A 26,506-nucleotide genomic window follows, 5' to 3' on the forward strand; every position below is an offset into this window, starting at 1 on the left:
TCAGCAGTCGCAACCGAGATGAGACCGACCCCTCCTCCGCAGGTCACGAGACGTGCGCACCCGAGTCCGGGGCGTGGCGGCACCGGCCGGACGGGAGCGGGCCGGGTCCGTCGCGTTCGAACGGGGGCGAATCACCCGTTCACGCGTTCACGCGCTCCCGCGCTTCTCTGCCGCGTTCCCGCGCGCCTCCACGCGTTTTCCCATGCTCCCGCAGCTGTCATCCGTGCGCTCAGCGGACGGACGGACGGGCGGGTGGCTCGGCGACTGGCCTGGGGGTGGGCGGGCCTGGGGGGTGGCTCAGCGGGCGACCGGGGCGTCCAGTTGGTCGCGGTCGACGGTCAGCGTGGCGCCGCCGTACGTCTCCTGGACGTTGCCGCGGTACTGGTGGATCCGGGCGCGGTCGGCCCACAGGTCGTCGCCGAGCCGGCCCGCGCCGTCGGTGGTGGTCGCCCGGTCGTCCCAGCGGGCGTACCAGACCGCGTCCGGCAGCGGCGCGCTGCCGGCCCGGGCGGCGGCGGCCAGGTCGGCGATGCCCGAGTCGGTGGAGGAGTAGAAGCCGGAGCGGAAACCCGCCCGGTGCAGCGCCTGCGTCCAGCCGACGGTGAAGTCCGTGACCGCCTGGCTGCACGCCGAGTCGCCGCGCGGGTACGCCTCGATGTCGAGGTAGATCGGGGTACCGGTGCGCAGCCCCAGGTTCCGCACCGCGCGCACCGCCTCGGCGGCCTCCTCCTTGCCCTGCTGCACCGCCTCCGCCGGGTCGATCCGCTGCGTCTTGCCGCTCGCCGTCATGCACGGGGCCTGCCGTCCGACGTGGGTCGGGATCAGCCGCCAGCCCGTCCTCCGCACCTCGCGCACCCAGTCCGCGGTCAGCTCCGGCTGCGCACAGGCCCGCTGCCGCCCGCTGGTGTAGATCCCGACCGCGCCGTACGGGGAGGTGCCCCACCAGGCCCGCATGGTCTCCAGCGGGGGCGCGGTGCAGGCGTCGAACCCGGCGCCCGTGAACACCTCGACGGGCAGCGGGCCCCGGCGCGAACGCAGCGGGTCGGACAGCACCGTGCGGTTCAACCGGACGGGCGGCGCCTCGGCGACGGCCCCGACGGCGGTCCCGGCTGCGGTCAGCGGGGCGGTCCCGGCTGTGGTCCCGGCGGCGGTCAGCGGGGCGGCCTGGTGTGCCACGGTGGACATCCGCCGGGTGGCGAGCTCGGGGGCGGCCGACTCCTGGGCGGTCCGGCTGGGAGCGGCCTGCGCGGGGAAGGCCCGGCCGGTGGCGGTCTGGCTCGCGGCCCGGCTCTCGACGCGGGCAGGGGTGGCCGACGGACCGGCCGCCAGCATTCCGACGGCGTCCTGGTCGGTGGCGAGCAGTAGGACGAGTGACGCGGCCGTCAGGGCCGCCGGGCCGAGGTAGCGCACCCTCCAGGACTACTGACGGACCGTCACCCCGCCCGGCAGGACACGCCGCCGACGCTTCCGACTCACCCGGGTGGCCCTGCGACGCAGCTCACCGGTAACCGGCTTTGACCGCAACCACTCCTTACGACAGACTCGATCACATGCCAGGCACGTCCCTCACCGTTGAAAGCACCAGCGAACTCCCGAGCATCGCCTCCGTTTCGAAGGCCGATACCGGCGTCCCCCGGGCCCAGACCCGATCGACCGGCACCCGCCGACGCAATCTGCGCCGCGGCACGGGGCAGGACGCGGGGCCCGGTGTGGGCCTTGGCGCGGACTCCAGTGCGGGGCGCGGCGTAGACCTTGGCGCGGGCTCCGGCACGGGGCGCGGCGCGCTGGACGGCGTGCTGGACGGCGTGCGGTCGCGGCTGGGACGCGTGCCTGCGCCGGTGCTGTGCCTGGTGTCGATGCTGGCGGTGCAACTCGGCGTGGCGGCGTCCAAGCCGCTGTTCGGGGTGCTGGGGGTGGCGGGCGCGACCTTCCTGCGGATCTCCTTCGCGGCCGTCGTGCTGCTCGCCGTCACCCGGCCCCGGCTGCGCGGGCGCAGTCCGCGCGACCTGGCGCTGGCCGGGCTGTTGGGCATCGCCTCCGCCGGAATGACGCTGCTGTTCGCGGGGGCGGTCGACCGGCTGCCGATGGGCACCGCCGCCACCATCGAGTTCCTCGGCCCGCTGGCCGTCGCCCTGGTCTTCGCCCGCCGCGCCGGGCACGTGCTGTGGGCGGTACTGGCCGCCGCCGGGGTCGCGCTGCTCACCCTGCTGGGCGGCGACGGAGGCTCCGGCGGCCTCGACCCGGTCGGCCTGGCCTACGCGTTCGGCGCGGCGGCCTGCTACGCCGGCTACATCCTGTTCACCGACAAGGTCGGCGCGGCCTTCAAGGGCTTCGAGGGCCTGGCCGTCTCGTTCACCATCGGCACCGTCGTCCTCGCCCCGTTCGGCGCCGCCGAAGCCCTGCACGGCCTGGCCGGCTCCTCCTCCCCCGCCCTGCTGCTGCTCGCCGTCGCGGGCGTCGCCCTGCTCTTCCCGGTCCTGCCGTACGCGCTGGAGATGACGGCGCTGCGCCGGATGTCGCAGCGGGTCTTCAGCGTGGTCGTCAGTCTGGACCCGGCGATCAGCGCCCTGGTCGGACTGCTGGTGCTCGGCCAGCTGCTCGGCCTGCCGCAGGTGCTGGGTATCTGCTGCGTGGTCGCCGCGAGCGTCGGCGCGACACTCACCGCGCGCCGCTGAGCCACCGCCCTTCCGCCCGGCCTTCCCCCTCCCCGCCTCCCCTCTTCTGCCCTTCCCGCTCGGGAGAAACCCCTCGGGGGCGCGGCCTCCGCCGTGGCGGTGCCGCGCCCCCGAGGGGTTCTGATCGTCGTGCGTCTGTGCGCCCCGAGGCGGTTGACCCTTTCCACTCCCGGGTGCCCGGCGGTCCGTGCTCCGTCCGGTCCGGCGCCCCCGCCGAACCGTCCGCACCTCCCGCCGGAAGGTCAGTACGAGTAGACCGGCGCGAAGACGAAGTTGAAGTTCTTGTTGGACTGGTCCGCGTAGACGACGCCCGAGTTGCCCGTCACCCCGAGGGTGTTGTTCTGGTTCGACGCGCCGGCACCGGTCGCCGTCTGCTGGGTGGAGTTGTAGTTGCCGTCGACCGACCCGAAGATGTTGCCGCTGCCGAGGTTCGAGACCACGCCGCTGTTCGAGCCGTGGTCGGCAGCCGCACCGTTGTCGGCCGCCGCGACACCCGCCCCGGCCAGCAGCAGACCGGCTGCGAGCGGGACGGACGCGACCAGCGCGGCCAGACGTGTGGTGCGGAAGCGCGTCATGGGATTCCCTCCGTTGGTTCTTACTCGGTATTGCCAGACGTAAAGGTGTTCCGGAGTTCGCGGCCAGACGAGGCTCCGGGGCTGCGACGCCGAGGACCAGACTTCCGCAACAAATCGACAAAGCACCAGCACCACTGAGCCTTTTCCCCCATTAGCGTGACGCGGCGGCAACGGCGCATAATCCCGGGCCGATCGGTTCGTCGACAGACACACCGCCTACGAGCTGCCACTTCGCCCGGACGGCGGCAGCCGACACCCCGTCCGGACGGGCGCACGACGATCGGTTTCCGGCGAGTCGCGCGAGCCCCGGGGCGCACGAACGGCCCGTCCGCGCCGTGTTCGGGGTAGGTGACCGCACGAAGTCGACATTTCGGCCGATCGGGCTGGATTCTCATACCATCCGCATGCCGGATAATGATGACCTGGCGAATTCTGCGCGAATTCCATGGCCGGTTTCTTGCGGCGGTCGGGAAATAGTTCCGACCGTTCGAAACTTCGGTGTCGGGGCATCGATGTTCAGGCATCAGTGTCTCGACATCGGTGTCTAGGCGCCGATGCTGGGACGCCGATGCCGGGGCACCCGTGTCGGCGCATCGGTGTTGGGGTGTCGATGCCGAGCCGCTCGCGGCAAGGCGTCGGTGTCGGTATCGGTGTCGGTATCGGTGTCGGCGCATCAATGCCAGAACACCGGTGTTGGATCACCCGTGTCGGGACATTGATGACTCGGCACCGATGTCGAGTCACCCATGCCAAGTCACCCGTGTCGAAGCATCCATGTCGAAGCATCCATGTCGAGACACCAATGCCAGGACGCCGGTGCCGCATCACCGATGTCAGGGCATCGATGTCAGAGCATCTTCCCCGGGTTGAGGATGCCCAGCGGGTCGAACGCCGCCTTGATCTGCCGCTGCAGCTCCAGCCCCACCGGGCCCAGCTCCCGGGCCAGCCACTCGCGCTTCAGCAGGCCGATGCCGTGCTCACCGGTCACCGTTCCGCCCAGTTCCAGGCCGAGCGCCATGATCTCGTCGAAGGAGCTGCGGGCCCGGGCCGTCTGGTCCTCGTCCTTGGCGTCGAAGATCACCACCGGGTGGGTGTTGCCGTCGCCCGCGTGCGAGACCACGCCGATGGTCAGCCGGTGGCGGTCGGCGATCTCCGCGACGCCGTTCAGCATCGCGGCGAGCGCGCTGCGCGGCACCGCCACGTCGTCGATCATCGTGGTGCCCAGCCGTTCCAGTGCGGGCAGCGACAGCCGCCGGGCCTGCAGCAACAGCTCGGACTCCGCCCGGTCCTCGGCCGGCACCACCGCGGTGGCGCCGGCGGCGGTGCACAGGTCGCCGACCGCGGCCAGCCGCTCCCGCTGGTCCGGGCCGTCGAAGGCGACCAGCAGCAGGGCCCGGGTCGACTCCGGGAGGCCCATCCGGGCCATCTCGTTCACCGCCTGGACAGTGGTGGCGTCCATCAGCTCCATCAGCGAGGGCGTGTGCCCGGCGGCCATCACCTGGCACACCGCCTGCCCGGCGGCATCCACCGAGTCGAACTCCGCGGCCAGCACGAGTTGCGGTCCGGGGGCGGGCCGCAGGGCCAGCACCGCCTCGACGACCACGCCCAGGGTGCCCTCCGAGCCGACCAGCAGCCGGGTCAGGTCGTACCCGGCCACGCCCTTCGCGGTGCGCCGCCCCGTCCGGAGCAGGCGTCCGTCGGCCAGCACCACGTCCAGGCCGAGCACGTACTCGGCGGTCACCCCGTACTTCACGCAGCACAGGCCGCCGGCGCCGGTGCCGATGTTGCCGCCGATGGTGCAGGACTCCCAGCTCGACGGGTCCGGCGGGTAGGCCAGGCCCAGGGCCTCGGCGGCGCGGGACAGGTCGGCGTTGACCACGCCCGGCTGCACCACGGCGGTCCGGTCCACCGGGTCGAGGCGCAGGATCCGGTTCATCCTGGTCATCGAGAGCAGCACGCAGCCGTCCACCGCGTTCGCCCCGCCCGACAGGCCCGTCCGGGCGCCCTGCGGGACCACCGGCACCCGCAGTTCGGTCGCCGTCCGCAGTACGAACTGCACCTGCTCGACCGTCTCCGGGAACACCAGCACCGCCGGCTCACCCACCGCGCAGAACCCGGCCATGTCCCGCGCGTACGCGGCCGTGACGTCCGGATCGACCGCGACCGCCCCGTCCGGCAGCCCCGCGCGCAGCCGTTCGACCAACCCACCCACAACAACCTCCACTCGACTCGTCCGCACTCTCCTCCCCTCCCCCTCCCTCACCCGGACAACCGCTCGCCGCCCCCTCCCGCGGTGTCGGTCCGCTCCGGCACCCTGGTCCCATGCGCGCACCCCGGATCCAGTGCCCCGACTGCGACCGCCCGGTCGCCCTCATGCCCACCCGCCGCACCGGCTACGGCGTCATCCACGACCACAAGCGCGACCGCCGCTCCCTCAGCCTCTGCACCGGCAGCATGCGCCAACTCCCGCTCACCGAAGCCACCCTGTGGCAGGACGCCCTCCCCGGCCTCCCCGCCCCGGACGTCCCGCCCACCCTGTTCTGACCGAGCCGACCGACAGAACTGAACAGTGAATCGGATGCCGAAATTCGCTATCCGATTCCCATGGTGTGTTTGTATGCTCATCCTGCCGGGCGGATGACTCGGCGTACCCGACACCAGGGGGATGAACAGATGACCGAGCCGCAGCACACCGCATGGGACCTGGCACCCGGCGACAGCATCGAGCGCAAGCAGCTCCACGCCCGTTTCGGCGGGCGGACCCAGGGGGGCATCGGGCCGTCGGCGAGGACCCTGAACGTCATGGTCTTCACCGACCCGGTCGCCGGGGAGAAACACGGCTACTACGACGGCTGGATGCCCGACGGGTACTTCCACTACAGCGGCGAGGGGCAGTACGGCGACCAGCGCATGATCTCGGGCAACGCCAGCATCCTCAACCACCGGGCCGAAGGACGCGCGCTGCGCGTCTTCAAGGGTGCCCGCGGCCTGGTCACCTACCTCGGCGAATTCGAGATCGCCGCCGACGACCCGTACTACGAGGCGGACGCACCGGAGACGAACGGTGGACCGCTCCGGAAGGTCATCGTCTTCCGGCTCCGTCCCGTCGACACCCGGCCCCAGGACCCGACGTCCCGCCTCGGCCGGCTGCTCGAAACCACCGACAGCTCCAACCCCGTGCAGCACCTCCCCCTGGAGCAGCAGCTGACCGAGAAGATGTTCGTCGAGCCCAACCGCGAGGCGTACGAGGCCGAGCGGAAGGAGTCGAAGCTCGTCGCTGCCCTGGGTGACTACCTGCGGACCAAGAACCACCAGGTGGGACGGCACCAGATCATGCCGACCGGCGAGACCCGCCCCCTCTACACCGACGTGTACGTCGAAGCCCTGAACCTGCTGGTCGAGGCCAAGGGAAGCGTCACGCGCGAGAACATCCGGATGGCCATCGGCCAGCTCGCCGACTACTCGCGGTACCTCGACGCTCCCCTCAAGGCCATCCTGGTCCCCAGCCAGCCCCGCACCGACCTGCTGGACCTGGCGGCCAGCCAGGGATGTGCCGTCATCTGGCCCGACGGGAAGGGCTACCGCAGCACTGACCCGACGATCACGCTCTGACCGCCCGGGGCCGGCCCTTCGCCGGGCCGGCCCCGAGCTCCGCGCCGGTTCGGATCAACCGCCCCAGCGTTCGCGGTGGTTGCGGACCCGCACGGGGTCGATGACGTGCTGCGGATGCGTCCGCAGCGACCCCACCAGCTCGCCGTGCCTGACGACGCCCAGGTCGTCCGTGAGGACGATCGCGCCACCGTCGAACATCACGTGGCAGGTCGGGCAGAGGCAGAGCACGTTGTCCGTGGTGTCCGGACCATCGTACGGACTGCCCAGCGCCTGGATGTGGGCGCCCTCGCTGTACACGCCCCCGGGCAGGACCACCACCAGGCCGCACACCTGGCAAGCGCTCCCGTGCCAGGACTTCACCTGCCGCACGACCGCCCCGCTGCGGACGGTCCGCTGCACCTCCGTCCGCACCCGCAAGGGCGTTGCGTTCCCGGACGGCGGTGGGGCGGGAACGGTCACCAACACCGACTGCGCGTCCTGGTCGGGAGTTTCGGGTACGTCGACCTCCTGGTCCGCCTCCAGGCGGAACTGCCAGATCCGGTGCCCGTCCGTACCGACCGTGCTGCCGTAACTTGCCACCCGGTACAGCCCGTCGTAGCGGTACCCGCTGCGCGGCGCGAAGTGCGAACCCCGGTGCGCCCCGCGCAGCACTCGGACAAGCTGGCCCTCAAGGTGGCTGGTGACCAGCGCCGCGTTCCCGGGATCGTCCAAACTCTGGTCGCTGACCTGGTTCTTCGCCGCGTCCTGCCCGCCGTGCCCGGTGTAAACGATGACGTCGCCGTAGTCCTGGTCGTCCTTGTACCCACCGGAGACCACGATCGACTCGGCACCGCTCCGCTTCGTCCCGCAGATCCCCGCCTGCAACGGACGGTGCACTCCGGCCTCGTGCGCCTCGCGGCGCGAGCTGAACTCCTGGCCGATCTCGACGCCGGGAACCTCACCGATCACGAGCCGCCCCCTCTCAACCATGACTGACCTGACAGCTGCTCTCTTCCGCCTCCGAGACACGGGCCGGCGCTGCTACCGCACCACCACGTCCCCGCCCCGGCGCAGGAGGCCCATGCTGTCGTACGACCACGAAGCTTTCAAGGAGTACCCGCGAACCGACCGAGCCGGGAACGGCGACGGCCCCCGGCCGCATCGCTGCTGGTCGGGGGCCGTGCTCGGGCGGAGGGTGTGGGATTTGAACCCACGGTGGCGCGAAGCCACGACAGTTTTCAAGACTGGATGAAGCCGCCCATCGACACCCACCCTGAACAGGAACGCAGCCTGCAACTGCGACTCACAAGAAACCGGTGGCCCACACCTGGCCCACAAGAGGCTGCTCTTCCACTCACATCAGCAGAAACTCACGGTTGAGCCAAGACCGCACGCTCTTGGGAGTGCAGTGGCCGTGTTGGCGCAGCGCATAGACGATGTCCTGCCCGCAGACCAGCGCTATCGACTGAGCAGCCTTGCGGGCCTATTCCCTCAGCATCTACGCCTCGCATGAAGCCGAAACGGTTGGCGAGCTACGTAGGTTGATTTCTCCCTGAATCAGCCCCATATGCCAACCTCGCCTTCACAAGACGAGAGTGGATAATCCCAGATCTTTCCTTCAATCGCGATCCGCCAAATCGATTGATTTCCAGAAAAGTTCTAGATAAAATTCGCCCATGGATAACCTCAAGCCCTACAAAGAGGGCGATCTGCGAATCTGCTGCATACTCCTTGATGTCATCGTTCGAGACGAATCGAAAAACTTCATCGATCAACCTCAGAGAATCCCCCTAGGTGGCGAAATGGCAATGGTCCGACTCGAAAAGGACGAGGAGGACAGAGTTGCATATTCCATATACAACAGGTACTTTGGCGGCTGGCGCCTGGAAATCCACAATGTTCCGGACCGCCCAGCAGCATGGCTACTGGAATTTTCCCGCAGAAAAATCTCTCTCCTGTGCTGTGCGGAGCGAGTTGCTCCAGGATTCTCTGCAGTTCTTGATAGATACAACGGAGAGCACTGGGAACGCGTGAAATGGTTGGGAATGATAAAAGGAGCCCGGCACAGCTTCATCAGCTCATCACGACTCTCGGCCTGGGGAGAAATCTGCGAAAGCTGGCCCTCTCCCACTCCAGATAAGCGCATATCCGTCGCCCTGGACTTCTTTAGAGAGTCAGTTTACGAGCGCCAGGATCGAAATTTCTCGAATTCTCTACTCCTGTTGGCGGTAGCATACGAGTCACTTCTGGGCGATGGCCTTCAAGGCGACCTCACCTTCAGGCTGTCCCAGCGCGGCGCACTGCTCACATCTAAAGGCGAGCCTTCTTACAAAGTGGCCAAACGCTTGAAGTCTATTTACGCCTCCCGGTCGCGCCTAGTTCACAACGGAAAAGAGCCAGATATTGCCGACATTACTAGACTTCAGCAGTTCATGATGAGGGCCATACCGTCAATTGCACGCCTTTCTTCCACCTGTTCTAGCTACAAGGGAGCACTTGAAGCTCTGGATTCGGCCCCTTTCTTTCGAATTCCAGAGATTGACGATCTCTTCTCCCCGGAAGGCGAATCAGGATGGTGGGAGAAAGTTGATATTCCAGCAATACCCGGATGGATCTAAATCTCCTCAAGGCGTCGGATAATATCTACATATCCACTCGAAAATGGGGCGCCGGAACGAAAGTAAGATTGCCAGTGCACGGGCCCGGCCGTGCACTGGCAATCCGCAGTTTCGGTGGCGCTATTTCATCTAACTGCTGGCCTCCAAGGCGGCTGCGATGGAGTCCATAGAGTCAACCACCACAAGCGCGCCAGCGGCTTCGAGCCGTTCGCGCTTACCGGGCTTATTGGCATAGCCGATGGCGCCGACCCCCGCCGCGAGCCCGGCTTCGACGTCGCGCGTCGCGTCACCCACGAAGATGAAGTCTTGGGTCTCGCCGCCACTCATGGCTTCGAGAAGGAGCCGTGGACTTGGCTTCATCGATGCCGGATCACCCGGTGTACGACCGACCGACCGCGTGACGTATCGCGTGAGGTCATGCGCAGCAAGGTAGGACTCAATCGCCGCGGTCGCATTGTTGCTGACGATCGAGACCGCCCGCCCAGACTCGGCGCAGGCCCGGAGCACTGCCTCGCCACCGGGGTTCGGCCGGCCAGACTGCACGGCCCCAGTTTCGAGCAGCGTAAGTCGCCGGTCGGCGGGCGATACGAGATCCGGGCGGTGCTCCGCGACCAGGCGGAGCAGGGCCAGCGGATCGGTCTCGACCTGGCCCTGCTCCGGCATCTTCCACCCGAGAGCCTCCAGCCCTTCCTGGAGGCTCTGCGCCACGTCGGGCGCGGGGAAGCCTGCAAACACGGAGCAGACCGGGCCGTCGAAGTCGAGCAGCACGTGCTTGACCGGGCGGAGCAGGTCCGTGAGGGATGCGTTCGTCTCCGTCATGGCTGACGCTCGTACGCGATCGTGGACCACACACTGTCGAACCAGGTCTGGGCCTGCTGGACGTACTGCGATCCGAGCGACGAATCGTCGGGCCCCACGGCGTGGTGGAAGAGGGTGGTGTCCTTCCCGGTGACGTCGAAGAACGTGTGCGAGTCGCCATCGATCGCCACGGTCCGCTCGCGCAGCGGGTAGAAGCCGAAGAACGCCTCGGCCCGGTTCAGGATGTAGAGCTTGAACAGGCTCGACGCCCGGTGCACCTTGACCTCGACGTTGGCGGACTGGACCAGGCCGAGTTCCGCCAGCACCTCGACGGAGTGGGCGATGCCCTTCGCGTTGGTGAGGGCGATGTCCCGGGCCCGCTCGCGAAGCGCCACCTCGTCCTGAAGGCCGTCGACCAGGACAGGCACGGCCATCGGGGCAGAGGTGTCGGGCAGCAGCAGGCGCACCGCGATGGACTCAGGCGCGAGCCGGCCGCTTCGGACCTTGTCCAGCGGCTCGACCAAGGCGTTGTGCAAGGTCTCGCTGGAGAAGCCGGCGAAGTCGAGCGTGACGTGCTTCTGCTCGAAGGCGGCTTCGAGGTGCGGCCGGAGGCCGACAGGGCGGGACGTGCGCTCCCTGACGAACGATCCGCTGCCCTGCCGGGTGACGATCAGCCCCTCCTGCCTGAGCAGGTCGAGAGCCTTGTCCACGGTGCCGCGCGCAACGCCGAAGTGCTTGGCGAGTTCGGGGCCGGACGGGAGTTTGTCGCCGGTCTCGAAGCCCGGCTTCTTGGTCAGGATCGACGCTCGCAGAGAGCTGCTGACCTGCTGATACGGCGGTCGGGAGTCATCCGGGTCGAGGCTCATGGAGCAATCCTAGGGCGGATGCCCAACATGCGCGAGAAACCCAACCCTCTTGACCTGCTTAGGCAGGTTGCCTATGTTGTGTGTGTCGCCACACAGTGAGACAGGGGCGACACAGAGTGGCCTTCTTTGGGCTGCTCTGAGCTGCACGGACGCGCCTGGAGGGCGGGGTGAGACCCGTCCGAAGTGAGCGCTGTTGCTTGAGAACTGAAGAGGGATCATGCGAGACCGACGCGAGGGCGGCAGTCACGGTAGGCGCCCAGGTCGAGAGGCCGGGGGCGAACCGCCGTGACGAACGAAGCCCTCCCCCTACGCGGTGGCACGCCGCCCGCTCTGGCGGGCGTGGGGACGGACGGACGCTGGCCAGGCCGATTCGTACGGCAGGCCGGGGAGCCGAGGAGTCCAGCGAGGTCTCGAAGCATGTGGCGGGATGAGACAGACCGCCCCCGAGGTGACCGGGTGACGTCACCGGCGGCAGCAAGCCATGCAGCACCCGAGGGTGTGCCGCCCTGCTCGCGCTGAGCAGAGAGGAAGCGCCGGACCAGGACCGATACCCCTGACGCCCGTAGGACGGGCACTCCCGATCAGCAGCCCAGCAGGGCTGATTCGCAAGGAGGTCGAACCGTGAGGGTTCGCCGATGTATCCGGCCCCGCCGCTGATCGCGGGCGGGGCCCACTGCTTCTGATCGCCTACGAGTGATCACGGTGCCCGGCACGCAACAGCCGGCCCAGGTTGGGCCGTTGGTGCGTGCCGGGTGCCGCGGCTGCTCGTGACGTACCGAGTGGTCCGGGCCCGATTCGGGGCCGCCGCGCTCCGGCCAAGGAACGCGCGGCGGCCCCTGGGCCTACCGACAACCTGAGATCGAGGTAGACCGTGAAGACGATTGTCGCAGGACAGGAGGCCCTCGGGGCCGAGGAGTTGAAGGAGCTGGCGTTCGGCGTCGGCGTGGACGCCGACCTGTTCGCCGGCGTGCCGGGCGAGAGCCCGGAGCAGGAGGCGGCCCGGCTGGACGTGGCCCGGGAGGTGCTGCGGGAGCTGGACTTCACCGCCCGGAGCGTGGCCCGTCGGCTGATGGGCGCGGGTGCCGAGCGCGGCCGGGTGCGGGCGTGGAAGGTGGCGGCGTGATGGCCCGCATCCACCGGCGGGGCCTGCGCGGCACCTGCCACCCGCACATCGCCCCCGCGGCCCCGTTCACGGCGCCGGCCAGCGGTTTCCTGCCGGGTGCGGCGTGCAAGGGCGTCGACCCGGACCTGTTCTTCCCCGAGGTCGACCCGGACGCCCCCGAAGGGGAATGTGTGTTCGAGTTCGCGGTGCGGCGGGCGAAGATGATCTGCGCCCGGTGCCCGGTGCGGCTGCTGTGCCTGGACGGCGCGCTGAAGCGGAGCGAGCCCGCCGGGATCTTCGGCGGCCTGGACGCCGACGAGCGCCGCAAGCTCAAGCACGCCCAGGAGAACCGCCGGCACCGCCGGCGTCTGCGCGAGCGGGCCGCCGCCGAGGCGGGGCTCGGGGGTGCCGCGTGAGCACGTCGGCCTTCCCGCGTTTCCGCGTTTCGGCGCCGGCCGCCCCGGCTTCGGCCGCGCCCGGCGCCGCTTCGGCCACGGGGTCGAGGGCTTCGGGCAGGCTGATGCTGGGCCTGACGGTGGTGGCCGCGGTGGGTGCGGTGGCGCTGGCCGGGATCGGCTTCAGCGGCTCCTACGCCGCGCTGCGGGACCTCGGTTTCACCCACGGCTTCGGCCGCTTCAGCTACGCGTTCCCGGTCGGTGTGGACGCCGGGATCGTCGCCTTGTTGGCGATGGATCTGCACCTGATCCGCAAAGGCACGCCGTGGCCGATGCTGCGGTTGCTGGCCCACGGTTTCACCGCCGCGACGATCTACTTCAACGCCGCCTCCGCCGGCCCGCCGCTGGCGAATCCGACCGGCACCGCGATGCACGCCGTGATCCCGATCATGTTCGTCGCGGTGGTGGAGGCCGGTCGCCGCCTGGTCATCCGGATCACCCGGATCGAGGCCGGCCACCAGAGAGACGGCGTGCCGCTGCACCGCTGGATCCTCGCCCCGGGCCCGTCGTTCGCGATGTACCGGCGGATGCGGCTGTGGGGCATCGACTCCTACCAGCAGGCGATCGAGCTGGAGCGCGAGCGCACCGTCTACCGGGTGATGCTGGAGCGCGACCACGGCAAGAACCTGAAGAACGCGCCCGCTGAGCTGCTGCTTCCCCTGGTGATGGAGCGCTTCGGGCTGAGCGTGGACGAGGCCCTGGCCCTGCCGCAGGAGGCCGACGAGCGGGCCCGGCTGCGGGCCGAGCGTGCCGCCGAGTTCGAGAAGAACGCCGCGGTGCGGGCCGAGCAGCGGGCCGCCGAACTGGAGATCACCAGGCTCCAAACGGCGGGCCGGGTGGAGGCCGCCGGGTACGAGGTCGGCGCCGAAACCGCGACCGCCAAGGCGACGGCCACCGCCCGCACCCTGGCCGCCGGCCGCAAGGCCGAAGCCGTCCAGCGCCTGGACCAGTCGGCCGAGGAACTGGCCGCCGCCGCGTCCGTGCAGGAGGCCGCCGAAGCCCGCGCCCGCGCCGCCGAAACCGCCCAGGCCGCCGCCGAAACGGAGCGGAGCGCCGCCGAAGCCCGCGCCCGCGCGGCCGAAGCACAGGCCCGCGCGATCGCCTCCGAGCAAGCCGAGGCGACAGCCGAAGAGGAACTCCAGAACACCCGCCGGCGCACCGCCGAAACCGCGAAGCTCGCGGCCGAAACGGAGCAGGAAGCCGCCGAAGCGGCCGAGCGCACGGCCGAAGCCAAGCGCCGGACCACCGCCGCCAACCGCGCCCGCGCCGAGGACGAGGAAGCCGAAGCGGCGGCCCGACAGCGCACCGCCGAAGCGCGCGAGCGCGCGGCCGAAGCGGAGCTGCGCGCCGTCGAAGCGGAGGACGCCGCGAAGCTGACGCCCGCCGCCCGGGGTGCCCGCCGCGTCGCCCGCATGATCCTCGCGGCCGGCGGCGACGTCGAGGCCGTCACCCTCCAGGCGATCATCGACGACCTCGGCGTCTCCCTCGCCACCGCCTCCCAGCGCCGCGCCGACGCCGCCGACCTCCTCGCCGCCGGCTACCGTCCCACCGCCCCCGCCCACCTCTGACCTGCCTCAAGGGGAACTGCACATGCCCGAGATCGAGAAGTTCGAGGCGCTGCGCTACACCGCCGACGTGGTGTGCTTCCGGGGTGACGCCGTGCTGCTGATCGAGCGCGGCTGGCCGCCCTACCAGGGCATGTTCGCCCTGCCCGGCGGCCACGTCGATGCGGGCGAGACCTCCCGGGACGCCGCCGCCCGCGAGCTGCTGGAGGAGACCGGCGTCCGCGTCGAGGCGGCCGACCTGGTGTTCGTCGGTCTCTACGACGCCCCGGAGAGGGACCCGCGCGGCCGGTACATCGGCGCCGCCTACGCGGTGCGGGTGCCCGAGGGCACCGAGGCCCTGGCCGGGGACGACGCCGCCTCCGTGCAGTGGGTGCCGCTCGCCGACCTGCCGGCGGACCTGGCGTTCGACCACCGGCTGATCGTGGCCGACACCCGGGCCCTGCCCCTCACCATCCGCCCCTGAGGAGGCGCCATGACCCGCGTCCGCACGTCCAAGATCCGCATACCCGCCCAGCGCGGCCGGGGCTCCGGCCCGGCCGCGCACGTGATCCACCTCGGCGACGGCGCCGAACCGGTGGTCGTCGTCGTGCCCCACACCAAGGGCTCGCTGACCAGCAGGTTCGCGCTCGCCACCGCCCGCTTGGCGTGGCGGCACCGCATCGCCCTCGCGCCGACCGGGGCGGGGGTTGGCCTCTTCATCGGCACCGGCGTGCTGGCGCTGACGGTGCCCGCCGCCGCCGTGGCGATGGCGGTTCCTGGCCTGCTGCTGCCCGCCGGATGGGCGGTGGCGGCGTACCGGCACTCGCGTCCGGCCGTGCGCCGCCGGGCCCGTGCCCTGACCGTTCCGGTCGTCGTCGCGTCCGCCGCGCTCGCCTGGTCGGCCGCCGCTGTCTGGTTCGGCCCGGCCGACGGCGTTGTCGCGCTGCTGTGGCTCATCGGTGTTTTCGCTGTTCAGGGCGCCTGGTGGCAGCACCGAAGGAAGAAGCCAACCGCCCCGCTCGCCGCCGATCAGAGCTGAAGGAGAAGTTCCGATGACCCGTCACCTCAACGTCGTCCCCGCGCCGGACGGCGGCTCCAACGTCGACCTCCAGCAGTTGGCGCTGCTGGTCGCCGCCCAGTTGAACAGCGGCCACAGCGGTGCCCTGCTGCCCACCGCCCCGGCACCCGCGCCGGCGCCGGTCGTGGTGCAGCCCGAGCACAACGCGGCCGTCTCGCGCTTCGGCGGCTACGTGGCCGCCGGCGCGGGGGCGGCCGCGGTGCTGATCCCGGTGCTGCTCGCCGCCACGGCCGCGCTGCTGGCGGTCGGGATGGCCGCGCTGGCGCTGGCCGTCACGTCGCTGGTGATCCGGTGGATTATCCGCGACATGCGGAAGAACTGACGACTGCCCGTCCCTTCCCGGCTCAACGGCCGGGCGGGGGTGGGGAGTCGGGACAGTCCCGGCCCGCATGGGGAGGCACCGCGATGGCCAACCAGGCGAAGACGCCGACCGGCGGCACCAACAGCACGAGCAACACCCGCAACGGCTTCGGCTCCGGGGCGACGTTCTCCCCCGGGTTCAACATCAACATCAACAAGGGGACGCCGGGCGTGCCGCAGCAGCCCGGTGCGGCGGCCAACCCCGGCACCGGGGTGGGCCGCACCAGCCCGCTGGCGCTGCCCGAGCCCGCGTTCTACTCCGCCGCCGACGTGCGCTCCTACTGCGAGGCGCTGCGGGCGTTCGGCGCCTACTCCGCGATCGAGGTGGAGGTGGCGGCGGAGATCCTCAAGGCCGCCCTGGAGCAGGCTCCGAACGTGCCCGGCGACAACCCGTTCAGCCGGAAGATGCGGGCCCGGGCGGTGGCCCGCAAGCTTGCCAAGGCCGCCGACGCGCTCACCGACGCCGCGAAGGACGCCGCCGCCGCGTGGGCCGCCTTCCAGCGCGAGTACGCCGACGTCATGACCCCCCAGCGCCCGCAGCCGCAGCACCGCCCCTTCCAGTTCTGAGAGGAGACCGGCCGTGACCAGGAACAACACGAGCAAGAGCGCCGCCGAAGCGGAGGTGCAGCACCGGGAGTCCCTGGAGGGCGCCAGCAACGCGGGCGGCGTCGCCGCGTGGGTCGCGCACCGCGCCAAGCCCTACACCCCGCCGTGGATCACCGCCGCCGCCACCGGCGTCGCCGGGTCGCTGGCATGGGTACCCGCGCACGGCTCGACCGGGTACGCGGTCGGCCTCACCCTCGGCTCCGTCGCCCTGACCGGCGCGACCGCGTGGGCGGGGAAGTCCACCACCCCGCAGCGCCGCCTGCACTCGGCGGTCACCGTCGCGGCCGGCAGCGCCTGGTTCACCGGCGTCGCGCTGGCGGGCTGGAACGGCCTGACCTTCGGCACGTTCTGGATCGGCGGGGCCGTGCTCGCCCTGTCGTGGAACGTCCGCCAGGTGATGCGCCGCAACCCCGAAGCCGTCCAGACCGCCACCGACGCGGACGGCTCGCTGCTGGAGAAGGTCAAGCTCGCCGGGGCGGCGATCCGCCGCACCGAGGTCGAACCGAACCGCCTCACCGCCGAAATCTCGCTCCCTGCTGGCGAGTTGACCAACGACGACGTGACGCGGTCGCTCGGCAACATCGCCTCCGCCCTCGACGTCGCCCCCACCGCGGTGCGCTACCTGCCCGACCCGGACTCCGCCCGCCGCGGCAGCCTGGTCGTGGTGCCCCGCGACATGCTCTCCGAGGTCGTCGAGTGGGAGATGCCCACCCAGGTCGGCGGCTCGATCGCCGACCCGCTGGTCATCGGCCGCTACGACGACGGCTCGCCCCTGCAGCTCTGGCTGCCCGGCGACCCGGCGGCGGGCCGCAACTCTACGCACCTGCTGGTCTGCGGCATGTCCGGCTCCGGCAAGGGCGATGGCGCGCTGAACGTCCTCACCGAGATCATGAGCCGCCGCGACGTGATCGTGTGGCTCTCCGACCCGAAGAGCTTCCAGGACTTCGGACCGCTGCGGCCCGGCCTGGACTGGGCCGTCGAAGGCGGGGCCGCGACCGAGACGATGGTCACCGCGCTCCAGGCGGTCATCCCCGCCCGCACCCGCTGGCTCGGCGCCCACGGCTACCGCCAGTGGACCCCCGCCGCCGCCCAGCAGCAGACGGACCCCGAGCACTCCTGCCAGAAGGGCCGGGCCTGCGGCTGCGCGGGCATGCCGTTCCTGGTCGGCTGGTTCGAGGAGGCCGCCAACACCCTGCGCTTCATGGGCGAGGACGCCTTCACCGGCACCGCGCAGGAGGCCCGCTCGGCCGGCATCGCGCTGGTCATCTCCCTTCAGCGTCCCAGTCACGACCAGATCTCCACCAGCACCCGCGCCTCGATGCCGTCCGTCCTGACCTTCGGCCTCGACCCGCGCGACGAGGGCATGGCACTGCCCGCCCCGGTCCTGGACGCCGGTGCCCGACCAGGCGCCTGGGGCAACCGCCGGCCCGGCTACTGCTACCTCGTCACCCCCGGTGTCGACGAGCAGCGGCACAGCGCCCCCGGCCGCACCTGGCGCTTCACCGGCAACGCCGCCCGCGTCATGGAGCAGCTCGCCGAGTGGACCCGCCGCAACGGCGCCACCGTCGACCCCGTCACCGCCAAGGCCGCGACCGCCGCCGTCGGCAACGCCTACACCCACCGCCGCGACGACGACGAGGACGGGCAGGACAGCGTGTACGAGAGCGACCGCGGCGACGAATACGAGCAGCCGCAGGAGCCGGAGACGACAGGCCGGGTGGACGCGGAAGACGCCCACCTCGACCCGCAGACCGAACTCCCGCCCGTCCCGAACACCCTCGCCGCCATCACCCTCGGTAACCCGACCGGGCCGGACCTCACCGCCGAGGAGGCCCGCGCCGCGATGGACGCCATCGTTGCCGAGTTCGAGCAGGACGGCGTCATGGTGATCGGCCCCAAGGACGTCATGAAGCACGCCGAGCGCTTCGGCCGGGGCCGCCAGTGGGTCTCCGGAGAGTTCCGCCGCCTCATCGAGGACGGCCGACTCGTCCCGACCGCGAAGGCCGGCCGCTACCGCATCACCCCCGCCCCGGCCCTCGTCTGACACTTCCTGACACCCGACACCCCCTGACACCCAATCTCCTAGGCAGACGGAGTGTCAGACGCGTCCTGACGCCGTCTGACACCCGCTTCTGACACCTCACCCGACAGTCCGGCGGACCGGCCGACCGGGCCGCCACCGGGCTCTCCTCACCCCGAAGGAACCCGCGCCGATGCCCCGCCTGCGCCTGCACTACCGCGCCGACCACCGGCCCCTGCTCGTCCTCGCCGACACCCCCCGCCCGCGCTGCCCCGAGTGCTGGGGCGAGGGCGGCTGGGCCTACGACTACGGCGACGAGAACGGCGAGTACGCCGGCACCGAGTACGTCCCGTGCGCCTGCTGGAACCCCGACCACCCGGAACGCTCCGTGGTCATCCCTCGGTGGATCGCCCGCCGCCTGTTCGGCTGGCGCGAGCCCGTCTACAGCGACGAGCCGCCGTTCTGACCTTCGGTCTGTGCCTGCCGCCGTGCCGCCCAGCACCCGCCCCGGCGGCTGGTGGGCGGTGCGGGGGCCGGACAGCCCGGCCCTTCCACGCGAAGGGAAGCGCCCATGAGCGCCCCGCACGAACCGTACTTCGAGGCCGTCCTCGCCGCCCTCGGTGACCTCGCCGAGGGCGGTGAGTCGTTCACCCAGTTCGACAGCGACGACGGCGAGGTCATGCTCACCGAGATCTACATCAGCGTCCCCCGTGGACCGGTCGGACTGGTGTGGACGCAGGTCATCGGCTGGCACTGGGGCTACGTGAACGACGACGGCTTCCTCAACAACACCGACGAACTGGTCCTCGGTCTGGTCGCCACCCCTGACATCATCACCGCCGCCGTCCACGCCCTGCTCACCGGCGACTCGCACCTGTTGCCCCTGTCGGACCCGGCCCCCGAACCCACTGCCGACCAGCTCACCCCCGACCTCGCCCGCGCCGTGGAAGAGGGCGACATCGACCACACCACCGCCGCCCAACTCTCCTACTACGCCTGACCCCAGACACACCAAAAGCCCCGCAGCAGCCGACCGATCTTGGCAGAGAGACGGCTGCTGCGGGGCCCAGTCCGCACAAGCGAACAGGAACCAGCATGCCCAAGTTCAGCCCGTCCACGCTGGCTTTCGCCGACGACGTCGCCGACCGACGCGACGCCTCCGACGGCTTCTCGCGCTTCGGCGCCTACCTCGGCTACAACGCCAGCCTGCTGCACGAGGACGGCGACCTGCTCTCCGCCCAGCAGTTCGCGTTCGCCGCCTGGCAGACCGCCACCGCCCCGGTCATGTCGCCGGGCTACGTCCGCGTCCGCCCCGACCTGCACTCCCTCACCCTCGTCAGCTACGGCGAGGACCTGGACCAGGTCGCCGTGCGCATCGACGTCCCCCTGCGCCACCACCAGCTCGCCGCCGCCCCGGACCACCGGCTGTCGGACTGGCAGCGCGACGTGTGGGCCACCGACGGCGCCTTCACCGCACTGGAAGAGCCCCGCCCCACCGGTCGCAGCGCGCTGCTGATCACCGCCACGCTCCTGCTGCCCGTTCCCACCTACGACCTGATCACCCCGACGGTCGCGGCACCCGGGCCTCGCATGACGATGCAGGCCAAGGACGCGGTCAACTCCCTGGTCGGCTTCGTGAACATGCACGCCCACCTGGTGAACGACCTCGCCGCCGGAGGCGTCCGATGAGCACCCCCACGCAGCAGGCCCCGGTGATCCGCTCCTTCTCCTTCGGCGGTGGCGTGCAGTCCACCGCGGCTCTGGTGCTGGCCGCGCAGGGCCGCATCGACTACCGCACGTTCCTGTTCGCCAACGTCGGCGGCACCGTCCGTCTCCTCGCGGCACCCGCCGACTCGGCCGAACTGCTGCTGCCCCCGCACCGTATCGCCGCCCTGCCCAAGCGGGCCCTCGACGCCTGGTGCCCTGCCTGCCGCGACGCCGCCCGCCTGCTGGCGCGCAAGGCTCAGCGGAGCATCGTCGCGGCCAGGCCGGACGCCCTCTTCGACCTGTGACCCGCCGACCGGCCCGCCGGTCAGCGGCGGGCTGGTCGGTCCGGAAGGACTCCGGATGACCGATCCCACGCACTACCTGATCGCCGACGCGCTCCGGCTCGCGGCGGCGGGCGTGCCGGTGCTGCCGCTGCGCGAGGGCAAGGGGCCCCTGGGCAACTGCCGTGCCTGCGAGAAGATCAGCCCGACCCGCTCCCGGTGCGGCGGCCGGCCGAACATGCGCGCCCCCGGTCCCTGTGAGTGCCCGAGGCCGTGCCACGCCTGGGCCGCCGCCAGCACCGACCGACAGGTGATCCTGTCCAGGCCGTGGCTGGACGCCTGGCGCGAGGCCCGCGCCGTCGGCTACCACCCGGGCGGCGCCGGGTTGACCGTGCTCGACCTCGACCACGCGGACGCCGTCGCCTGGGCCCGCGAACACATGCCGCCCACCCGCACCGTGGCGACCACCCGCGGGGAGCACTGGGTCTACCTCGGCGCCATGCCGTCCTCCAACGGTGTCCGGCCTGGGGTGGACGTCAAGTCGCTGATGCAGTACGCCCGTTGGCTCGGCACCGGCACCGGCACGATGACCCGCCTCACCGACGCCGTCCGCGCGCTGGTGGTCCGGGCTGAAGAGGCCAACCCCGCCCCGATCGGCGGGCGGTTGGCCTCTTCCAGCCCCGCCCCGTGGTCGCGGAACGTCGCCACCGGCTGCCGCCACACCGAGCGCTACGTCACCGACGGCCTGAACCGCGGCCTGGCGAAGATCCGTGCGCTGCCCGAGTCCGGCGCCGGATCGCAGACCTTCGGCGTCGCCCGCTTCCTCGCCGCCCAGCACGCCCACTGCCCCGGGCCCTGCGGCCTGGACGCCATCGCCGCCCACCTCATCGCCGCCGCCGCCTCCGTCGGCGTCCCCGACGACTACGCCGCCCGTGCCGTCACCAGGGGCTTCGAAGCCGCCAACTCCTTCACCAGCAACGCTCGTTAGGCCCGACGGCCCGCCCGCGAACAACCAGGAGACCACCCCCGATGACCGAACACACCCCGCCCCACACCGCCCCCGACGGGCCCGAGGACGGCGCCGCCCTCTTGGACGACGTGGAGAAGCACCACCGCCGCTTCAACGTCTTCCCCAGCGAGGCCGCGTTCGTCGCCGTGGTGCTGTGGGACGCCCACACCCACCTCCTCGACGCGTTCGAGTCCACCCCCAGGATCGCGTTCCTCTCCCCCGAGCCCGGCTCCGGCAAGACCCGCGCGCTGGAGATCATCGAGACGCTCACCCCGCGCCCGATGCTCACCACCGACGTCAGCCCGGCCGCGCTGTTCCGCTCCGTCTCCGACCCCGAGGCCCGCCCGACCGTGCTGTTCGACGAGGTCGACACCACCTTCGGGCCCAAGGCCGCCGGCAACGAGGACCTGCGCGGACTCATCAACTCCGGCCACCGCCGCTCCGGCGTCGTCCTGCGCTGCGTCGGCGACGGCAACACCCAGACCGTCCAGCGCTTCCCCGTCTACGCCGCACTCGCCATGGGCGGACTCGGCGACCTCCCCGACACGATCATGAGCCGCTCCGTCATCATCCGGATGCGCCGCCGCGCCCCCAACGAGAAGGTCGAACCCTTCCGCGAGCGCGTCCACGCCGCCCAGGGCCACGCCCTGCGCAAGCGCCTCGCTGCCTGGGCCGACAGCGTCCGGGACAAGCTCCAGGACGTCTGGCCCGAGCTGCCCGAGGGCATCAGCGACCGCCCCGCCGACGTCTGGGAGCCCCTGCTCGCCGTCGCCGACGCCGCCGGCGGCCACTGGCCCGCCCGCGCCCGCGCCGCCTGCGTCCAGCTCGTCACCGCCGCCCGCGCCAACGACAAGGGCAGCGTCGGTATCCGGCTGCTGACCGACCTGCGCGACATCTTCGGGCCCGCCGAACGCATGCTCACCTCCGACCTGCTCGGCAAGCTCGCCGAACTGGACGACGCGCCGTGGGCCGACCTCGACGGCAAGCCCATCGTCGCCCGCGCGCTCGCCCGCATGCTCGGCGACTACGTCACCGTCGACGGCGACCCCATCAAGCCCCGCAACATCAAGACCGGCCCCAAGTCCGTCGCCAAGGGCTACTACGCCTCCGACCTCGCCGACGCCTGGACGCGTTACTGCCAGCCCGCCCCCGAGGTGTCCGCTACCGCCGCTTCTCCCGCTACCTCCCAGGTCAGGGCCCTGTTCTCGGTAGCGGAACCGGTAGCGGTAGCGGATGCCGACCCGACTTCCGCCACCGAGCAGAGCATCGCCCGATAGTAATCACCTGCCGCTCCCGGTAGCCACCGGAAGCGGCACCGATCCGCTACCGCTACCTGAAGCGCTACCCGCTACAAGCCCTTGACCAGGGAAGTAGCGGACGTAGCGGCGGTAGCGGACCTCAAGAAAGAGAGGGCGAAAGCCCAAGATCCCGATTGAGGAGCCGCACATGCCCAACCCGGAGACGAAGCTCAAGCTCGCCGCCGTCCTCGAAGAACTCGACATGTCCCGCTCGGCCTTCTACCGCATGGTCGCCCGCGGCAAGGGCCCGAAACTCCTGAAGCTGCCGAACGGTCAGATCCGCGTCCGGCGCTCGGACCTCGACGCCTGGTGGATCGCGCAGGAGCAGAGCACCGCAGCCTGACCACCCTTCAACTCGTAGGGGCCCCGGGATGCCGGGGCCCCTCTCAGGAGTACCTCTTGCTGACCTACGACGTCCGCCTCTACACGATCCGCAAGCGAGAGGGGCGCCGGCGCCCGTTCGAACTCCGTTGGAAGGTCGGATCGGAGGGCCACTCGAAGAGCTTCGTCACGAAGACGCTGGCCATCGGCCGGTTGTCCGAGCTGAAGACGGCGATGAAGAACGGCGAGCAGTTCGACGAGGAGACCGGACTCCCGGTCTCCGAGCTGGAGGCGCTGCGGGCGAAGGAAGCGCCGCCGGAGGAGACCTGGTTCGGCCACGCGGTGAAGCACGTCTCGATGAAGTGGCCCGACGACTCCGCCAAGGAGCGCTCGGCCCGTGCAGATGGCCTCGCGACGCTCACGCCCGCGCTGGTCACGGACCCCCGCGGCGGCCCGCCGCCCCGGGTGCTGCGGCGGGCGCTGAGCTGCTGGGCGTTCAACTTCTCGCCGCAGAAGGGCGACCCGCCGCCCGAGATCGCCGCGGCGTTGGAGTGGATCGCCGAGCGGTCGCTGCCCATCTCCCGGTTGGACGAGTCCGACGTGATCCGGGAGGCGCTCACCGCCATCACGCTGAAGCTGGACGGCACCCGAGCTGCGGACAACACGATCCGCCGGAAGTACTCCACCTTCAGCGGCGCCCTGCGCTACGCGGTGGAGCGGCGGTTCTTCACCGCCAACCCGCTGAGCTTCATCGACTGGTCGCCGCCGGAGACCGACTCCGAGATCGACTGGCGCTACGTCCCGGGGCCCCGCCAGGCGCGGGAGCTGGTCGACGCCGTCGCCACGCTCGGCACTCGCGGTCGGCACATGTCGACCCTGTACGGCGCCACCAACTGGATCGCCACCCGCCCCTCGGAGGCGGTGAACCTGCGGAGGGAGGACTGCCACCTGCCGGCCGAGGGATGGGGGTCGGCCGTGCTGGCGAAGACCTCACCGCGGGTCGGCTCCCGGTGGACGGACGACGGCAAGACCTACGAGGAGCGCGGGTTGAAGCATCGGGCCCGGAACTCCACCCGGACGGTGCCGATCCCGCCGGTCTACGTGCAGCGGCTCCGTGCGCACGTGGAGGAGTTCGGGCTCGGCCTGGACGGGCGGCTGTTCCAGTCGGCGACCGGCGGGCTGGTTTCCACCAAGGAGTACTCGGACGTCTGGAAGGAGGCCCGGCAGCTGGTCCTGCCGCCGCACCAGCTGGAGACCCCGCTGGCCGAGACTCCGGGCAAGCTGCGGGCCACCTGCGTCTCGGGCTGGATCGCCTCCGGGGTGGACCCGACCGAGGTGGCGTACCGGGCCGGGCACAGCGTGGCGGTGCTGTTCCACTTCTACGCCAAGGTGCTGAACGGCCGGCGGGAGCAGGCCAACGAGCTGATCCAGCGGTTCCTGGACGCCGAGTACGGGCTCGAATCCGGCCCACACCTGGCCCACGAACACTGACCGAGCCCGGCACAGGGGTGGGACAGCCCGGCACGGAACGAGTCAGGGCGGGTACCAGAATCTCTCCGGTACCCGCCCTGACCTGGCTGTTCAGCCACCTGCGCGGAGGGTGTGGGATTTGAACCCACGGTGGCGCGAGGCCACGACAGTTTTCAAGACTGGTCCCTTAGGCCGCTCGGGCAACCCTCCTAGGTGGAGGCCAGCCTAACGGGTCGGAGCGGCCCGGGTGCACACCGTTTCGGGGTGGGGGTCAGTTGTCGCCCTTGCGTTCGCCGAGGGTGACGGTGGTCTTGGCGGTCTTGCCGTCGCGCTTGTACTCGACCTCGACCTTCTCGCCGGGCTTGTGCGTCCAGATCTCGCTGACCAGGGTGGGGCCGCTGTCGATGGAGATGCCGCCGAGCTTGGTGATGACGTCGCCGGCCTTGAGACCGGCCTGGTCGGCGGGGCCGCCGGGGGTGACGGCCGGGGTGCCCTGGACGGCGGTGGTGGAGATCTGGGCGCCGTCGCCGTTGTAGTTGTCGTTGCGCAGGACGCCGAGGATCGCGTAGACGGGGGTGCCGTCCTTGATCAGGGTCTGGGCGACCCACTTGGCCTGGTTGATCGGGATGGCGAAGCCGAGGCCGATGGAGCCGGCCCGGCCGTTGCCGCTGGTGTTGGACTGGATCGCGGAGTTGATGCCGATCACCGAGCCGCCGGCGTCGAGCAGCGGGCCGCCGGAGTTGCCCGGGTTGATCGAGGCGTCGGTCTGCAGGGCGTTCATGTAGGAGGCCTGCGCGCCGGTCTCGTCGCCGGAGGCCACCGGGCGGTCCTTGGCCGAGATGATGCCGGTGGTGACGGTGCCCTCCAGGCCGTAGGGGGCGCCGATCGCGATGGTGGCGTCGCCGATGGCGACCTTGTCGGAGTCGCCGAGCGGCAGCGGGTTGAGCTTGTCGGTCGGCGGGTCGTCCAGGCGGACGACCGCGACGTCGTAGCCCTGGGCGCGGCCGACCACCGAGGCGCTGTACGAGGAGCCGTCGGAGAACTTGACGGTGAGCTTGCCGCCGTTGGCGGCGGGGGCGACCACGTGGTTGTTGGTGAGGATGTGGCCCTCGGTGTCGAAGACGAACCCGGTGCCGGTGCCGGACTCGCTGGAGCCCTCGGCCTTGATGGTGACGGTGGACGGCAGCGCCTTCGCGGCGATCCCGGCGACGGACTCGGGGGCCCGGTCGAGGTTCTTGTGGGTGTCGCCGACGGTGACGGTGGTGCTGCTGTGGCTGGCGCCGCTGCCGCCGCCGTTGCGGCCGTTGTCGGTGACGGAGGCGCCGATCGCGCCGCCGGCCAGGCCCGCCACCAGGGCGACGGCCGCGACCAGGGCGACCAGCGAGCCGCGCTTGCGCTTCCCGGGACCGCCGGCCCCGGGCTGCGGCGCGCCCCACGGGGTGCCGGGGCCGCCGGTGCCGGCGCCGCCCGCCGGGGCCGAGCCGGACGGGTGGCCCCAGCCGCCGACCGGCTGGCCGGCGCCGAACGGGTGGTGCGGCTGCTGGGGGGCGGACGGGTCGCCGGGGGCGGCCTGGCCCTCCTGCAGCACGGGCGAGGTCACGGTGGGCGCGGCGGACGCGGGCAGCGCCGCTTCGACCGCGGTGGCGGCCCCGTCCGGACGCGCGTACGGGCTGACCGGCTCGGCCGCCGCGCCGTACGGGTGCTGGAACGGCGGCGGCGCGTCCACCGGAGCGGCCGGGGCGACGGGCGCGGGCGCGGCGGGCGCGGCGGCTGCGGGCGCGGCGGCCGGGGCCGCGTCCGGCACCACCTTGCCGAGCTGGATGGTCTGCTCGGCCGCGGGCACCGGCGGGGCCGGGGGCAGCACCGGCGGCGGCGCGTCCAGGTAGGCGGGGGCGGGCGCGGCGGGCGTACCGGAGCCGGCGGCCACCGCCTCGGTGCCGGTGGGCCCGGTGGCCTTCTCCGGCGGGGTGGTACCACTCGCGTGCTCGGTGCTCACGGACGACCTCCATCGCTGAACAGAACCTTCGGCCGCGAACCGCGGCGCCGGGGTCACGGTTCACAACCTCGGGGCACAGTTTTTCCTATACCGGATTCGGACACCGTAAGCGGGCCCCTGAAGAAATCATGAGAAG

General features: G+C 71.2%; 27 protein-coding genes and 2 tRNA genes. 20 read left to right on the forward strand and 9 right to left on the reverse strand.

Annotated features, from left to right (window positions below; all coding sequences use genetic code 11):
* Window positions 1-297 precede the first annotated feature (297 nt).
* Window positions 298-1,410: a DUF1906 domain-containing protein gene (locus HUT16_RS16610; RefSeq protein WP_176188946.1), complete on the reverse strand. Its 1,113-nt coding sequence runs from the start codon at window positions 1,408-1,410 to the stop codon at window positions 298-300.
* Between the two features lie 416 nt (window positions 1,411-1,826).
* On the opposite strand from HUT16_RS16610, the gene HUT16_RS16615 reads away from it, so the two are divergent.
* Window positions 1,827-2,675 carry a DMT family transporter gene (locus HUT16_RS16615; RefSeq protein ID WP_176188947.1) on the forward strand — a complete coding sequence of 283 codons (849 nt, stop codon included), beginning with the start codon at window positions 1,827-1,829 and terminating at the stop codon, window positions 2,673-2,675.
* A 242-nt stretch (window positions 2,676-2,917) separates the two neighbouring features.
* Here the strand turns inward: HUT16_RS16615 and HUT16_RS16620 are convergent, their stop codons facing one another.
* The gene (locus HUT16_RS16620; RefSeq protein ID WP_176188948.1) at window positions 2,918-3,250 is read right to left on the reverse strand and encodes a hypothetical protein; all 333 of its coding nucleotides are present in this window, start codon (window positions 3,248-3,250) and stop codon (window positions 2,918-2,920) included.
* 847 nt (window positions 3,251-4,097) lie between these two features.
* Window positions 4,098-5,462, reverse strand: coding sequence for an FAD-binding oxidoreductase (locus HUT16_RS16625; protein WP_176188949.1), 1,365 nt, complete (start codon window positions 5,460-5,462; stop codon window positions 4,098-4,100).
* Window positions 5,463-5,572: 110 nt separating this feature from the next.
* On the opposite strand from HUT16_RS16625, the gene HUT16_RS16630 reads away from it, so the two are divergent.
* A complete protein-coding gene (locus HUT16_RS16630; RefSeq protein WP_033214354.1) occupies window positions 5,573-5,794 on the forward strand; it encodes a hypothetical protein in 222 nt (73 codons plus the stop codon).
* A 129-nt stretch (window positions 5,795-5,923) separates the two neighbouring features.
* Window positions 5,924-6,862 (forward strand): restriction endonuclease, encoded by a 939-nt coding sequence (locus tag HUT16_RS16635; protein WP_176188950.1) that lies wholly within the window; start codon window positions 5,924-5,926, stop codon window positions 6,860-6,862.
* 54 nt (window positions 6,863-6,916) lie between these two features.
* Here HUT16_RS16635 and HUT16_RS16640 read toward each other — a convergent pair whose 3' ends face one another.
* On the reverse strand, window positions 6,917-7,810 hold the full coding sequence (locus HUT16_RS16640; protein WP_176188951.1) for a YDG/SRA domain-containing protein: 894 nt from the start codon (window positions 7,808-7,810) through the stop codon (window positions 6,917-6,919).
* A gap of 220 nt (window positions 7,811-8,030) precedes the next feature.
* Window positions 8,031-8,116, reverse strand: a tRNA-Ser gene (locus tag HUT16_RS16645).
* A gap of 401 nt (window positions 8,117-8,517) precedes the next feature.
* Here HUT16_RS16645 and HUT16_RS16650 point away from each other — a divergent pair.
* Window positions 8,518-9,459: a HEPN domain-containing protein gene (locus HUT16_RS16650; protein WP_176188952.1), complete on the forward strand. Its 942-nt coding sequence runs from the start codon at window positions 8,518-8,520 to the stop codon at window positions 9,457-9,459.
* Window positions 9,460-9,588: 129 nt separating this feature from the next.
* Here the strand turns inward: HUT16_RS16650 and HUT16_RS16655 are convergent, their stop codons facing one another.
* Window positions 9,589-10,278: an HAD family hydrolase gene (locus HUT16_RS16655; protein WP_176188953.1), complete on the reverse strand. Its 690-nt coding sequence runs from the start codon at window positions 10,276-10,278 to the stop codon at window positions 9,589-9,591.
* Window positions 10,275-11,123 (reverse strand): GntR family transcriptional regulator, encoded by an 849-nt coding sequence (locus tag HUT16_RS16660; RefSeq protein ID WP_176188954.1) that lies wholly within the window; start codon window positions 11,121-11,123, stop codon window positions 10,275-10,277. The genes HUT16_RS16655 and HUT16_RS16660 overlap by 4 nt, the downstream gene beginning before the upstream one ends.
* A gap of 871 nt (window positions 11,124-11,994) precedes the next feature.
* Here HUT16_RS16660 and HUT16_RS16665 point away from each other — a divergent pair.
* The 16 genes from HUT16_RS16665 (at window position 11,995) to HUT16_RS16740 (ending at window position 24,395) form a co-directional block, all read left to right on the forward strand.
* Entirely contained in the window at window positions 11,995-12,246 is a 252-nt protein-coding gene (locus HUT16_RS16665; protein WP_176188955.1) for a hypothetical protein, read from the forward strand.
* A complete protein-coding gene (locus tag HUT16_RS16670; RefSeq protein WP_176188956.1) occupies window positions 12,246-12,641 on the forward strand; it encodes a WhiB family transcriptional regulator in 396 nt (131 codons plus the stop codon). The genes HUT16_RS16665 and HUT16_RS16670 overlap by 1 nt, the downstream gene beginning before the upstream one ends.
* A 104-nt stretch (window positions 12,642-12,745) precedes the next feature.
* Window positions 12,746-14,248, forward strand: coding sequence for a DUF2637 domain-containing protein (locus HUT16_RS16675; protein ID WP_176188957.1), 1,503 nt, complete (start codon window positions 12,746-12,748; stop codon window positions 14,246-14,248).
* Between the two features lie 22 nt (window positions 14,249-14,270).
* Entirely contained in the window at window positions 14,271-14,708 is a 438-nt protein-coding gene (locus HUT16_RS16680) for an NUDIX hydrolase (RefSeq protein ID WP_176188958.1), read from the forward strand.
* 9 nt (window positions 14,709-14,717) lie between these two features.
* Complete coding sequence (locus HUT16_RS16685; protein WP_176188959.1) at window positions 14,718-15,263, forward strand: hypothetical protein; 546 nt, start codon at window positions 14,718-14,720, stop codon at window positions 15,261-15,263.
* Between the two features lie 13 nt (window positions 15,264-15,276).
* Window positions 15,277-15,624 carry a hypothetical protein gene (locus HUT16_RS16690; RefSeq protein WP_176188960.1) on the forward strand — a complete coding sequence of 116 codons (348 nt, stop codon included), beginning with the start codon at window positions 15,277-15,279 and terminating at the stop codon, window positions 15,622-15,624.
* Between the two features lie 83 nt (window positions 15,625-15,707).
* Window positions 15,708-16,229, forward strand: a complete 522-nt coding sequence (gene traA, locus HUT16_RS16695) for a plasmid transfer protein TraA (RefSeq protein WP_051827572.1) — start codon at window positions 15,708-15,710, stop codon at window positions 16,227-16,229.
* A gap of 55 nt (window positions 16,230-16,284) precedes the next feature.
* Entirely contained in the window at window positions 16,285-18,312 is a 2,028-nt protein-coding gene (traB, locus tag HUT16_RS16700; protein WP_176192706.1) for a plasmid transfer protein TraB, read from the forward strand.
* Window positions 18,313-18,481: 169 nt separating this feature from the next.
* Complete coding sequence (locus HUT16_RS16705; protein ID WP_176188961.1) at window positions 18,482-18,754, forward strand: hypothetical protein; 273 nt, start codon at window positions 18,482-18,484, stop codon at window positions 18,752-18,754.
* A gap of 105 nt (window positions 18,755-18,859) precedes the next feature.
* Window positions 18,860-19,288, forward strand: coding sequence for a hypothetical protein (locus HUT16_RS16710; protein WP_176188962.1), 429 nt, complete (start codon window positions 18,860-18,862; stop codon window positions 19,286-19,288).
* A 95-nt stretch (window positions 19,289-19,383) separates the two neighbouring features.
* Window positions 19,384-19,977 (forward strand): hypothetical protein, encoded by a 594-nt coding sequence (locus HUT16_RS16715; protein WP_176188963.1) that lies wholly within the window; start codon window positions 19,384-19,386, stop codon window positions 19,975-19,977.
* Window positions 19,974-20,300 (forward strand): hypothetical protein, encoded by a 327-nt coding sequence (locus HUT16_RS38230; RefSeq protein ID WP_254897837.1) that lies wholly within the window; start codon window positions 19,974-19,976, stop codon window positions 20,298-20,300. Before HUT16_RS16715 ends, HUT16_RS38230 begins: the two co-directional genes overlap by 4 nt.
* Before the next feature lie 55 nt (window positions 20,301-20,355).
* On the forward strand, window positions 20,356-21,264 hold the full coding sequence (locus tag HUT16_RS16725) for a bifunctional DNA primase/polymerase (protein WP_176188964.1): 909 nt from the start codon (window positions 20,356-20,358) through the stop codon (window positions 21,262-21,264).
* Window positions 21,265-21,305: 41 nt separating this feature from the next.
* The gene (locus HUT16_RS16730) at window positions 21,306-22,562 is read left to right on the forward strand and encodes a DUF3631 domain-containing protein (RefSeq protein ID WP_176188965.1); all 1,257 of its coding nucleotides are present in this window, start codon (window positions 21,306-21,308) and stop codon (window positions 22,560-22,562) included.
* A gap of 169 nt (window positions 22,563-22,731) precedes the next feature.
* Window positions 22,732-22,926 carry an AlpA family transcriptional regulator gene (locus tag HUT16_RS16735; protein ID WP_176188966.1) on the forward strand — a complete coding sequence of 65 codons (195 nt, stop codon included), beginning with the start codon at window positions 22,732-22,734 and terminating at the stop codon, window positions 22,924-22,926.
* 56 nt (window positions 22,927-22,982) lie between these two features.
* Window positions 22,983-24,395, forward strand: a complete 1,413-nt coding sequence (locus HUT16_RS16740; protein ID WP_176188967.1) for a site-specific integrase — start codon at window positions 22,983-22,985, stop codon at window positions 24,393-24,395.
* A gap of 103 nt (window positions 24,396-24,498) precedes the next feature.
* On the opposite strand, the gene HUT16_RS16745 is transcribed toward HUT16_RS16740, so the two are convergent.
* Window positions 24,499-24,584, reverse strand: a tRNA-Ser gene (locus HUT16_RS16745).
* A gap of 61 nt (window positions 24,585-24,645) precedes the next feature.
* Window positions 24,646-26,370 (reverse strand): S1C family serine protease, encoded by a 1,725-nt coding sequence (locus tag HUT16_RS16750; RefSeq protein ID WP_176188968.1) that lies wholly within the window; start codon window positions 26,368-26,370, stop codon window positions 24,646-24,648.
* Between the last annotated feature and the right edge of the window lie 136 nt (window positions 26,371-26,506).

This window comes from Kitasatospora sp. NA04385, assembly GCF_013364235.1.
Lineage (GTDB): Bacteria > Actinomycetota > Actinomycetes > Streptomycetales > Streptomycetaceae > Kitasatospora.